This is a genomic window from Shewanella sp. HN-41, from assembly GCF_000217915.1.
Classification (GTDB): domain Bacteria; phylum Pseudomonadota; class Gammaproteobacteria; order Enterobacterales; family Shewanellaceae; genus Shewanella.
On record NZ_AFOZ01000037.1, the window covers coordinates 125,917 to 137,821 of the forward strand.

The 11,905-nt window shown below is 45.0% G+C and carries 11 protein-coding genes; 2 read left to right on the plus strand and 9 right to left on the minus strand.

All coding sequences use genetic code 11. The features are described 5' to 3' along the window. Positions 1–341 precede the first annotated feature (341 nt). The 3 genes from SOHN41_RS13860 to SOHN41_RS13870 form a co-directional block, all read right to left on the minus strand. Complete coding sequence (locus tag SOHN41_RS13860) at positions 342–1,697, minus strand: glutamine synthetase family protein (protein ID WP_007650072.1); 1,356 nt, start codon at positions 1,695–1,697, stop codon at positions 342–344. A 2-nt stretch (positions 1,698–1,699) separates the two neighbouring features. Next, positions 1,700–2,461 (minus strand): gamma-glutamyl-gamma-aminobutyrate hydrolase family protein, encoded by a 762-nt coding sequence (locus tag SOHN41_RS13865; RefSeq protein WP_007650074.1) that lies wholly within the window; start codon positions 2,459–2,461, stop codon positions 1,700–1,702. Positions 2,462–3,035: 574 nt separating this feature from the next. Beyond that, positions 3,036–3,584, minus strand: a complete 549-nt coding sequence (locus SOHN41_RS13870; protein ID WP_007650076.1) for a cupin domain-containing protein — start codon at positions 3,582–3,584, stop codon at positions 3,036–3,038. 233 nt (positions 3,585–3,817) lie between these two features. Between SOHN41_RS13870 and SOHN41_RS13875 the strand changes: the two genes are divergently transcribed. Next, entirely contained in the window at positions 3,818–5,125 is a 1,308-nt protein-coding gene (locus SOHN41_RS13875; RefSeq protein ID WP_007650088.1) for an NAD(P)/FAD-dependent oxidoreductase, read from the plus strand. Positions 5,126–5,322: 197 nt separating this feature from the next. Here SOHN41_RS13875 and SOHN41_RS13880 read toward each other — a convergent pair whose 3' ends face one another. The 5 genes from SOHN41_RS13880 to SOHN41_RS13900 all read right to left on the minus strand — a co-directional run bounded on the left by SOHN41_RS13880 (position 5,323) and on the right by SOHN41_RS13900 (position 9,564). Continuing rightward, positions 5,323–5,835 (minus strand): DUF2937 family protein, encoded by a 513-nt coding sequence (locus SOHN41_RS13880; RefSeq protein ID WP_007650089.1) that lies wholly within the window; start codon positions 5,833–5,835, stop codon positions 5,323–5,325. An 87-nt stretch (positions 5,836–5,922) separates the two neighbouring features. After that, on the minus strand, positions 5,923–6,780 hold the full coding sequence (locus tag SOHN41_RS13885; protein ID WP_007650091.1) for a sulfurtransferase: 858 nt from the start codon (positions 6,778–6,780) through the stop codon (positions 5,923–5,925). 213 nt (positions 6,781–6,993) lie between these two features. Continuing rightward, on the minus strand, positions 6,994–7,407 hold the full coding sequence (locus SOHN41_RS13890; RefSeq protein WP_037459190.1) for a septal ring lytic transglycosylase RlpA family protein: 414 nt from the start codon (positions 7,405–7,407) through the stop codon (positions 6,994–6,996). A 602-nt stretch (positions 7,408–8,009) separates the two neighbouring features. Continuing rightward, the gene (locus SOHN41_RS13895) at positions 8,010–8,552 is read right to left on the minus strand and encodes a hypothetical protein (protein WP_037459192.1); all 543 of its coding nucleotides are present in this window, start codon (positions 8,550–8,552) and stop codon (positions 8,010–8,012) included. A 142-nt stretch (positions 8,553–8,694) separates the two neighbouring features. Further along, positions 8,695–9,564 carry a haloacid dehalogenase-like hydrolase gene (locus tag SOHN41_RS13900; protein ID WP_007650095.1) on the minus strand — a complete coding sequence of 290 codons (870 nt, stop codon included), beginning with the start codon at positions 9,562–9,564 and terminating at the stop codon, positions 8,695–8,697. A 398-nt stretch (positions 9,565–9,962) separates the two neighbouring features. Here SOHN41_RS13900 and SOHN41_RS20210 point away from each other — a divergent pair, with 398 nt between their 5' ends. Beyond that, positions 9,963–10,100, plus strand: a complete 138-nt coding sequence (locus SOHN41_RS20210; RefSeq protein ID WP_007650096.1) for a hypothetical protein — start codon at positions 9,963–9,965, stop codon at positions 10,098–10,100. A gap of 135 nt (positions 10,101–10,235) precedes the next feature. Here the strand turns inward: SOHN41_RS20210 and SOHN41_RS13910 are convergent, their stop codons facing one another. After that, positions 10,236–11,732, minus strand: a complete 1,497-nt coding sequence (locus SOHN41_RS13910; RefSeq protein WP_007650098.1) for an aldehyde dehydrogenase — start codon at positions 11,730–11,732, stop codon at positions 10,236–10,238. Positions 11,733–11,905: the final 173 nt, after the last annotated feature.

Here is an 11,905-nt window from a genome sequence, read left to right on the forward strand (position 1 = left end):
CGCCTCAAGTCCCTAAAACAACCGCTGAAACCATCAAAATAAAGTATCTTTTTAATTTGACTAACAAACAGTTAGCTAAAATAAATTTTAATCTCGTTTGTGCATAATACCAATACTAAAAAAAATCTTATGCTTAACACCTAACTGAATGAGTCTACAAAAATTTATTTATCCAAAATCAGATAAATAGCAACCTTTGAGTTAAAAACACCTCTGCACCAAAGTTAATCAAAAGCACTAAAGTGGTGCACAAAATTTTTAAACTCGGCTCGAACATAGGCAAGATGTTAAGCAAACATCGGCAAATATCGAGCCCTATTTCTATATTAAAACAACGCTCATTACACACTGAGGAGCAGGAACTCCCGCTCCCAAGAACTGACCACACGGCGGAAGTTCTCAAGTTCGGCCTGTTTCACCGCCACAAAACCCGTAGTGAATGCTTCGCCTAAATATTCCTTACAGGCATCACTCTCCTCCATCGCCGCTAACGCTTCTTCTAAGGTTAAAGGCAAGCAATGCGGGTTATTGCTACGGCTTTCATTCGATTTACCCTGCACAGGCGTCGAAGGTTTAAGTCCTTCGACCATGCCGATATAGCCACATAACAAACTCGCTGCAATCGCTAAATAGCAATTAGCATCGGCTCCTGGGATACGGTTTTCGATACGACGATTTTGTGGTGACGATTCAGGAATACGTAGACCGCAAGTGCGATTTTCAACACCCCACTCTAAGTTAACTGGGGCAGATGTTCCGGGGAGGAAACGACGGAACGAGTTAGCATTCGGAGCCATCAGAGGTAATAACTCAGGAATAAATTTCTGTAACCCTGCGATATAACTCAAAAATAATGCGCTTTGAGTGCCATCCTCATTAGTGAAAATATTTTTACCTGTTTCTTTATTAATCACACTCTGATGAATATGCATAGCACTACCTGGCTCATCGGTCACAGGCTTCGCCATAAAGGTGGCACAAACATCGTGCTTCAGAGCCGCTTCACGTAGGGTACGTTTGAAGATAAATACCTGATCGGCTAGAGATAAAGGGTTACCATGACTGAAGTTGATTTCCATTTGTGCTGGGCCATCTTCATGGATCAAGGTATCGATATCTAATCCCTGAATTTCACACCAGTCATACATATCTTCAAACAGAGGATCATATTCGTTGGCTGCATCGATAGAGAATGATTGACGGCCCGCCTCGGGTCTACCCGAACGGCCAATAGGCGGCTTAAGCGGTAAATCATGGTCATCACTACGGCGGGTCAAATAGAACTCCATTTCCGGTGCAATAACAGGTTCCCAACCTTTCTCTTCGTAGAGAGATAGCACTTTTTTCAACACGTTACGTGGTGATAACTCAATAGGATTGCCCATTCTGTCGTAGCAATCGTGGATCACCTGCGCCGTGGCTTCAATCGTCCAAGGCAACATAAAGACGGCGTTTTCATCGGGAACACAGACAAAATCAATATCCGCATCATCGAGTAAGCGGTAATAAATATCATCACCGACAAAGTCACCGGTGACCGTCTGCAACAGCACGCTTTCGGGCAAACGCATGCCCTTCTCATCGACAAACTTATCTACTGGGGCGATTTTACCGCGGGCAATGCCGGTCATATCACTGATAACACATTCGACTTCTGTGATTTTTCGTTCTTTTAAAAAAGCGATTAGCTTATTCATTATTATTTCACTCGAGTTGTAGCCCTGCGTCGGCATGCATCACCGAAGGCATTGAAAATAGACAGGTAAAATGGGTTTTCACTCACCTTCCATTCCGGATGCCATTGCACACCTAGGGCAAATTCTTTAGTACCTATTACGGAGAAAGCCTCCACTAATCCATCGGGAGCATAAGCTTCTGGCCGCAACCCAACACCCAGACGCTCCACGCCTTGAGTATGAACAGAGTTAACCTCTGCAGAGCTACGGCCCCAAGCCTCGTAAATGACCCCCCCAGGCTCCACAGTGATACTGTGGGATGGCCCATATTGCACCTCTAACGAGGCATTTTTATCTTCTCTGTGTTCAATAAAACCACCCACCATATGTAATTTCTGATGCAAACTGCCCCCAAAAGCCACATTCATCTCTTGAAAACCGCGACAAATCCCTAGCACTGGCACGCCAGCAGCAATTGCGGCATGGATAAGCGGCAGCGTAGTCGCGTCACGTTTGGGATCATGGTGCGTCCCCTCCTCGCTGGGAAGGCCGGCATAGTGATGGGGTTCTACATTAGAAGGTGAACCAGTAAACAAAATGCCATCGAGTCGTGCCAAAATGGCTTCAATGGGTTGGTCCGACCCCAAAGATGGGATCACTAAGGGCCAACCTTTCGCGCCATTTACTACACCAAGTAGGTATTTTTCACCCACTATATTAAAAGGATGTGATCCTAACTGCTGATTACACGCAATCACGCCAATGAAGGGCAACTCGACAGACATAACTCACCTTAAGAATTCATTTTACTAGCATAACGAACACTTCAACTTCAAACGTTCATTTTTTCACACAGTACACCGAATTCCCCCCCTAGGCAAGAGGTTAAGCAGTTGTTAAAGATTATTTAACATCGATAGGATATTTTTTATAAATAACATTATGTTATACAAAAAACTTGCCAATTAGGTGTGAATAAACCTCCTTTGCATAGGCCGAAATGGGCAAATTATGCTAAATCGCAACTAAGGTTGGTCCAGATGACATGGGGCTAATTTGACCAATATTATTTACACAATGACAAAATATTTATACTAGTCGATAGGTTGAGCGAAGCTAAAAACGCCCCAAAATCGAGATAGGGCATCCCCTCGGCTCACATACTCCCTGATCCAGAGTAAAAGCCGAGTCGCATCATAAGGCTAAATAACGGTTCCGAATTGTCGAGCGCGGTACAGGACGAACAGAGTATCGCTAAGCGGACCCTCTACGCCACCTATGGCGTTCAGGGAAGCTTACTCTAGATAAAATGAGGCGTGCCTACGTGCGATACCCTGCGATTGAACAAGGAATAATGAGTTAGAAGTTTGCGGGTGTCGTCGCGCTCACCAGACGGCAAGGTTCATCGAAGGGGTTGCGAAATCTATGGGGCAGTTCGCTGTTAAAGTAGTAACTATCACCCGCCTCCAAGATATAAACCTCATCTCCCACGGTTAACTCGAATTTACCTTCGATCACCATGGCGGCCTCTTCCCCTTCGTGTTTTAGCATCTCTTCACCCGTATCTGAGCCCGGAGGATAGGTTTCGCTCATCACTGACATAGCACGATTCGGAAAGTCACGACCAATCAGCTTAAACTCCAATGGACCCGTCCCAATATCCAACAACTCATCGGAGCGATAAACAACCTTTTGCTCACTGTCAGATGAGGCTTCAATGGAAAAAAAATCCACTAAAGACATAGGGATACCCGACAATACTTTTTTCAAAGAACTGACCGACGGGCTAACACTGTTTTTTTCGATCATTGAAATCGTACTGTTAGTCACACCAGCACGCTTAGCCAGCTCTCGCTGAGATAAGCCTTTCATTTTTCGAACGGTTTTGAGACTGGCTCCAATATCCAAATTTAACATCTCCCCAAAGGCTCGGGTTCCCCCGATAGATGACGAACAGGTTGTTCAGGATAAACACCATCTAGAGCGCATTTTCGCCCCCAAGCGTGTGTTTTACAGCTTTCATTGTATTCTACATAAAAAGCGTGTTAAATAAAACGAACACTTTTTTGCGTCATGTTAAAAGTGTGATGAGTATACTGAGACAAGTCCAATTTACAATAAAAACAATTTTTGGAGCCATGATGGCAAGTAAACCTCCAGTGCACAGCGAACAATACCCGCACTCATATTATGTAGATACGGCGAAGGAAATTTATGCGCACCCGCAGCTTGAAAGTGAAATCAGCGCCGATGTATGCATAGTGGGCGGCGGCTTTAGCGGCATCAATACCGCCATAGAACTCACGCAGCGTGGTATGAGTGTTGTGCTATTGGAAGCCAAGCGTATCGGTTGGGGGGCATCGGGGCGCAATGGTGGTGAACTCATTCGCGGCATAGGCCATGACCCTGCGCAATTCCAAAATGAAATTGGCGCTGAAGGGGTAAAAGCCATTCAGCAGATGGGGTTTGAAGCGGTGGAAATTGTGCGCAATCGCATACAAGAACATCAAATTAATTGCGATCTGCAAATGGGATATTGCGATTTAGCGGTTAAACCTCGCCATATGGATGAGCTTGAAGAAGAATTTAGCGCACTCAAGGCCATGGGTTATCAGCAAGAAATCAAGCTGCTAACTAAGGGACAATTAGGTGAAGTGATTGGCTCAGATTTTTATCAAGGTGCGCTAGTTGATATGGGTAGTGGCCATCTGCACCCACTCAATTTAGCCCTCGGTGAGGCCAGAGTCGCCCGCAATCTTGGCACCCAGTTGTTTGAATACAGCGCCGCAGAGAAGATTATTCAAGGGGCTAGACCTAAGGTCATTACCGCCAAAGGAGCCGTCAATTGCCAATATTTAGTCTTGGCGGGCAATGCCTATATAGGCCATAAACTCAATGCTTATCTCGGAGGTAAAGTCTTGCCTGCTGGCAGCTACTTGCTGGCGACAGAGCCCTTAAGCGAAGCGCAATGCGCGAGTATCATCCCGCAGAATATGGCCTTCGCCGATATGCGAATTGCCTTAGATTACTTTCACTTATCTTCAGACCGTCGGCTGCTGTTTGGTGGCCTTTGCACTTATTCGGGTAAAGATCCTAAGGATATTGAGGCGGCATTGAGGCCCAACTTAGAGAAGGTTTTTCCGCAATTAAAAGGGGTACGCATCGATTATGAATGGGGCGGTATGATAGGTATCGGTGCTAACCGTATGCCACAAATTGGTCGTCTGCCAGATGCCAATAATATTTTCTACGCCCAAGCCTATGCAGGACACGGCGTGAATGCCACACATATGGCGGCCAAACTGCTTGCCGAGGCCATTTGCCAACAGGCGGGACATTTCGATGTGTTCGCTAAAATCAAACACATGACCTTCCCCGGTGGCCCGACGTTCCGCTCACCTATGCTCGCGGCTGGCATGCTGTATCATAGATTTAAAGACTTATTTTAACAGATTGTTTTAATGAACTATTTTAAGATTTATCACATGATACCCATCGGATAAACAAGCCGATGGGCATTATTGTCATAAGCTCCAGTCAATTAAACATTCGTTATTTAGGTGCATGCTATTAAGGCAGCAATCACACAAAGCTTCGCTTAAAACCTAAGCTCCAAAGCCCTAGGGCCTAATCAGATTTGTCGTGGCTAATCGACTCTCGCTAATCTTTGCCGCTTTCTACGCCTTGCCCACAGGATAAAAGGGATAGACCCGAGATAATGCACAACTAAGGCCACCACAACACCAAAGCCAATTCCACTCGTAGTTAAAGGTATCCCAGGTTTAAAGTTACTGATGGTTTTCTCAAGATAATCAAAGCGCACGGGATTAAATATATAGGCGGTTTTCTCAAACAAATTACCCGTATTAAAAACCGTCATGCCCTCTGTTAGCGCTTTATAGTGCGCCAGAGTCTGCAACTTTTGCTCGGCGTCAGCACGCACACTAGGTTCCTCATTTTGCTGGTGACGGGCAATCATGGCCTCGGCATCGGCGTAATGGAACTCCTTAGCCGTTGCCTCGTAACCTGCTACCTGCCATCGAGTTGATTCATAGAGCCCAGCTAAAAATTGCTGATAATGATCAGCCAGTTGTGGTAATTGCAAGGCAATTACCAGAATCAACCCAAATACGAGCTTATCAAGCAATCTGCCAATCAAGGATAACCTCCTTGGTACTTTAGCCAAACAACACTGCGGTTATATAGAGCTTAACATCCACACTGGCTCAATCAATGCACGGCGCAATTAGCACTCAATCGGCAGATCGGTACGACTGCCCCAATCCGCCCACGAGCCGTCATAGAGGATGGGATTTGTATGCCCTGCGGCTACTGAAGCTAAGATCAAAATACACGCCGTAATCCCAGAGCCGCAGCTGAATATCCGTGCAGTTTTGTCCACAGCTAGCCCTTGATAAATAGCCTGTAACTCGCTGGCCGTTTTGATTTTATTGCCATCGAGCACTTGAGCGAAGGGTAAGTTAACCGAGCGTGGAATATGCCCTGAGCGCACACCGGGGCGCGGCTCACTCACTTGGCCTAGAAAGCGTGGCGCACCACGGGCATCGACAATCGCGGTTTCATCATCTTCGATACGAGATAGTACGGCCTCGGCATCCATCACCCGCTCGGGGTGGTATTGCAGTACATCGGCTAAAGCATCGACATCCGCCGGGCCGTAATCGACGCCTTCGGCTTGGTAACGCGATGAGGTGATGCGGTCTTCTTCAATCCATTGGGGCAAGCCACCATCAAGCACATAAACTCGATTAAAGCCCATGACTTTAAAGGTCCACCACGCCCGTGGGGATGAATAAATGCCTTGATTATCATAGACAACGATAATACTGTCGGTCTCAATCCCAAGTTGCGCTATCCCTTGGATGAATTGCTCAAACGTCGGCAAGGCATGAATTTGGGTTGAAGTCATATCGCAAAACACATTTTCCAAGTCGAATCGACGTGAGCGCGGAATGCAGATAGGCTCATCGTAAACCAGTGGTTCTTTACCAATAACGGTTTCCATACTGGCATCGAGCAAGACTAAATGGGGATCGGTGAGGTGTGCTTCGAGCCACTGCGTACTAACAAGTGGGTATTCCATAGCGGGTCCTTTTACTGTTATCTAAATCTGCTGCTAGTCTCTCACCAAATGCCGTAAAGCCCAAATATCGGCTTAACAAATTGTCTGCTTTGGGATTTTATTTAAAAGCGTCGACTCGATTTCATGCACTCAATCATTAAATTGCGGCGAAGCAGTGTTTCAAGATAGCTTTTCGAGACAGCCCTTTTGAAATAATCCTTTTCAATATAGCCGCTACTTAATGACTTCAATTTTCACATCAATCAAGCCATAGGAAGTGTTACCTATGCTACTGAAAGCCGATTTAGACAGATCAATAATACGGCCACGCACGAAGGGCCCTCTATCATTGATTTTTACAATCACACTTTTGCCGTTATCGACATTGGTGACCTTAACGCTCGAACCAAAAGGTAACTTTTTATGCGCCGCCGTCTTTAATTTATGTTGGTAAAGCTCACCGCTCGCCGTCTTCCTACTTTGGTGCTTATCCCCATAAAAGGAAGCCTGACCCGCTTCAGTGAATCCCACCCAGTTACCATTTTCACCCGTCTGCATTGAAGAACAGCCAGCCAAAAAACTTAACAATGCCAGCACAGCTAGTTTGACGAAATTGAACGGCCTAATTAGGTTTTGAAGTGTATTCACATGACACCCTCTCATAAGTAAACACTTTGCGACGAGCGATTAGCTCAGCAAAAGTCACAGGGAAATAACGAACAACCTTAGATAGCAAAGCACGAAGCTTACATCCTAAAAGATCAGAACAAGAAACAATAAATTTCCACGAGGCTACAGCAGTTGCACGCTAAAATCACGTACTTGCAGGTGAATACCCTAGGTTTCAAGTCAAAAGGTTGCGGACATATTGACTTAAAAACAGTCAGATATGTGTTGGAGACTAGTTTTTGGAGGACCTGTAATTTTAGTTATTAACAGTTTAGCGTTTGCTGGTATCCACTAACACAGGCTTACCATGGCATTCGCTCGTCGTCTCGCTAATCACCATGGCTCACCGTTTTGGCTTTAGCGTAACCGTAGATTTAAAGGTCTTACGCAGCACGCTTTGGGACATGTCAGAGTTAGGGCGTCGGCACTATCAGGTGAATTTCGGATAAGAATTTCTATGGATTAACGCCGCGTTAAGGGGTGAATAACTCGACCACCCAACCTAGCCCATTGTGCCGTAAACACTAAATTTGAATCAAATCAAGAATACCAAGCGTTGAGAATCCGTCTTAAACGCTTTGTTAGCTAGCAGAGTGACGACGAGCTGCTGCCTCATTCTCCATTACCACAAAATATGCATTGGGAGGCAATTGTTCATAGTCCACGGCCTCTCCTCTATGGCCTTGCGCCCCGACTAATGTACCAAGCTCTCTACAGTTATATACGACCTGCCACACACAATTTAACTTGATAAAACTAGCGCCAACACTGTCGATGTAAATAGCCCTTTTCTTTGGAAATTTCTCGTTATAGAACCACCATAGATATGGATACTGACCATTATCTAATGCATTTTCCAAAGCTTTCAGTTGAATATCTCGTAAAGTTTCACTTTGCTCATCTATGTTTAAGCCTTTAGCCCACCTTAGATTTACAGGGCATTCCCAACCGCAGTGAACATCTATATTTGATAGAATACGAAGTTCACCCACTGGCTGTGTGGGCGGAAATAATAAAATGCTAGCATTCTTACGAGATGATGCGAGGCGTAAGCGCATACCCTTTAGCTCAGGAACATTGACCGTTGTATATTGTGACCACAGGTTTTCCAACCGTTCTATCATGCTCAATTCTCTGTTGTACAGGCTAACGCCCGCCTAAGGGGCTGGCAACGCAGAACACTAAACTCAAACACAATAACCATAACCACCGCGGTTCAATGGGACTGGAAACGCCACGCGTTGACAGTCCCTCTTGAGGCGTTTGTTATATTTTTTTTCGCTTAAATAGTTGTAATAGGCCTTTTACTGTTACATCAAGTTGGCTACCCTCTTCGTAAACAGCTGGTACAACATAATTTGCTCGCTCCTCAGCAATGAGCTTTTCTACTTTAATTTGAGTGCTAGAATCACTCCATTTCTTTTGGTCAAACACAGCCAATGAGAATCCACCTTGATATCTAACCATTTTCATTGATGGAATGTCAGTATCACCATCACCAAAATATATCATTTTCTGAAATGGTATAGTTCGTTCACTTGGTTCGACAAATTTATTAACAGCTGCATTATCCCAAGAGTTGTCGATCCCTTTATTTATTCGAAACAAAAACTGAGTCTTTGTAGTGTAATTAATTGCTTGCGCTGGCCAAATTGCTTTCTTACCATCTATAGAATAATGATATTTACAGGCGTATATTTTACGAAATTTTGAACCAATTACTGTACCCTGAATCATTGCATCTAAACCGCTTGAAATAATGTAATGTTCAATATCTAACCCATGTAGTTTTCCATACTCATTAATTCTGTCAAACCAAGTATCGACACCAGGGAAGAGTGGGATGCATTTACCATGCTTTATTAAGTTATCGTTACTCAATTCATCCGACTCTAATTGATTTGCTTTTTCGGCTAACAAGCCAAGATAAGCAAGAATCTCATCACCGTCATCATTTTGAGCTCTACTCTTCACTTCCTTCCAAAAAGCTGCAACATCATCGATGCCTAGCGACGTCATTAAACCATGTTGCGCACAATCTCCTTCAGCTAAAGTACCATCAAAATCATAAATTAATGCACATTTCATATGTTCCCTCATACTTTCTAAAAAATATAACATTTTATTCGTGCGCATGCGCGTTTACCTAGTTAGACCAGTGAAAACGCGCACGGTTAACTACCTGTATGCAAAGAACTTATCAGCTTTCAGCCGAATACACCATCTGGAAAAACGCGCATGCGCGTTTTCCAAACCTATTAACTAAAATTCAGTTACTATATTCACCTGATTTTATGGGGTTTTATTTATTGTGTATGGAATTAGTGCGCACTGATATTGTCTGAAAATCATACCAAAACACCTAAATTTAAATATTACTGTATACTCATACATTGTTAGTCGATTTCTGGTAAGGCCAAACTTAGGCAAATAGATAAGAATATCTATGGCAGCAGTTGTGGGAATTTTCGGTTGAGCTAACGAGCCGAAACACGGAAAGGGGCAATATTTTTTTAGCTAAACGAACAGCAGAAGTGTTAGTTAAGATTGGCATTGTTGCAACTGTGACCGTTGGCGGCATGGATGCCGCCGTCGAGCCTATAGGGATATATTTACGGCGAGTCACTGGGGAAACAATGGCAATAAATGCAGCACAACTGACGATTCAATAATCTTGCTTTGGGGCAAAACCGCCCTAAAAATAAAAAACCTCTTTCCATGTAATATGAAAAGAGGTTTTAATATTGAGCGAAAGCGGCTCCTTCTCTTATATAGACAAAAAAAGATCGGTTATAAAAACAGAACGCTTATAGCACGATCCAAGTCGCTTTCAGTTCTGTGTATTTGTCGAAGGAATGCAGAGATTTATCTCGGCCATTACCTGACTGTTTATAGCCACCGAACGGCGCTGTCATGTCGCCGCCATCGTAATGGTTGATCCACACCATGCCAGCGCGCAAGGCTTTGGCGGTTTTATGGGCCTTGCTGATATCCGATGTCCACACGCCAGCGGCTAAACCGTAGATGGTATCGTTGGCGATTGATATCGCTTCTTCCATGCCATTAAATTCAATGACAGAGAGCACAGGGCCAAAGATCTCTTCGCTGGCAATTTTCATTTGGTTGTTTACGTTAGAAAATACCGTTGGCTGCACATACACACCGCCCGTGTCGGCCATCACTTGGCAGCCACCGTGGACTAAGGTTGCACCTTCGTCTTTACCCGCTTTGATGTAACTGAGTACTGTGTCTAACTGTTGTTTATCGACAACGGCGCCGCTAACAGTGGCAGGATCGAGTGGATGCCCCGGATGCCATGATGTTAACTCCTCTGCAATCAGCGCGATAAGCTCATCTTTCACCCCGGATTCCACCAGCAAACGCGAACCAGCGGTGCAGACTTCACCTTGGTTAAAGGCAATCGCTTCGGCCGCAGCAACGGCGGCGGCTTTCAGATCTGGCGCGTCATTAAAGACGATATTGGGGCTCTTGCCTCCCGCCTCTAACCACACGCGTTTCATGTTCGACTCGCCTGCGTAAATCATTAATTGCTTAGCAATTTTGGTGGATCCTGTGAATACCAGCGTATCCACATCCATATGCAGAGCTAAGGCTTTACCCACGGTATGGCCAAATCCTGGCAACACATTTAATACACCCTGTGGGATCCCTGCTTCGATGGCTAATTGCGCCATACGGATAGCCGTTAAGGGTGATTTTTCAGAGGGTTTTAACACCACACTGTTACCCGTGGCAAGCGCGGGCCCGAGCTTCCAACACGCCATCAGCATAGGGAAGTTCCACGGCACAATCGCGGCCACAACCCCAACAGGTTCACGGGTGATCATGCCTATTTCATTGTGGGCGGTTGGTGCGAGTTCATCGTAAATTTTATCAATCGCTTCGCCAGACCAGCGAATCGCACGGGCAGCACCCACCACATCCACAGCCTTGGAGAAACGTATCGGTTTACCCATGTCGAGGGTTTCTAACAGCGCGAGTTCATTGGCATTGGCTTCGAGTAACTCGGCGAAACGGATCATCACTTGTTTGCGTTTTACCGGAGACTGCTGCGACCAAACACCGGACTCGAATACGCTGCGGCCATTGGCAACCGCAAGATTGGCATCCGCAAGATCGCAACTCGCCACTTTGGCCAGCAAGCGGCCATCGATTGGGCTAATACAGTCAAAGGTATTACCCGAAACGGCATCTTGGTATTCGCCATTGATAAACGCCTTGCCATTAATAGACAGGCTGGCAGCAAGACTTTCCCATTCGCTGCGTTTCTTCGGTGTGCTCATGATGACCTCTTAATAGTTCGCATAGGTGTGGTTTATCGTTCATCAACAAATAATAGTGACCTGTGGCGACGTTAACGTAAATGCTCAACATCATCACAATCATAATTTGGGCTTCAGATTACGCTGTTTGAACAATAAAATTCAATATTTTTTACAAAAATAGCTTTTTTGCC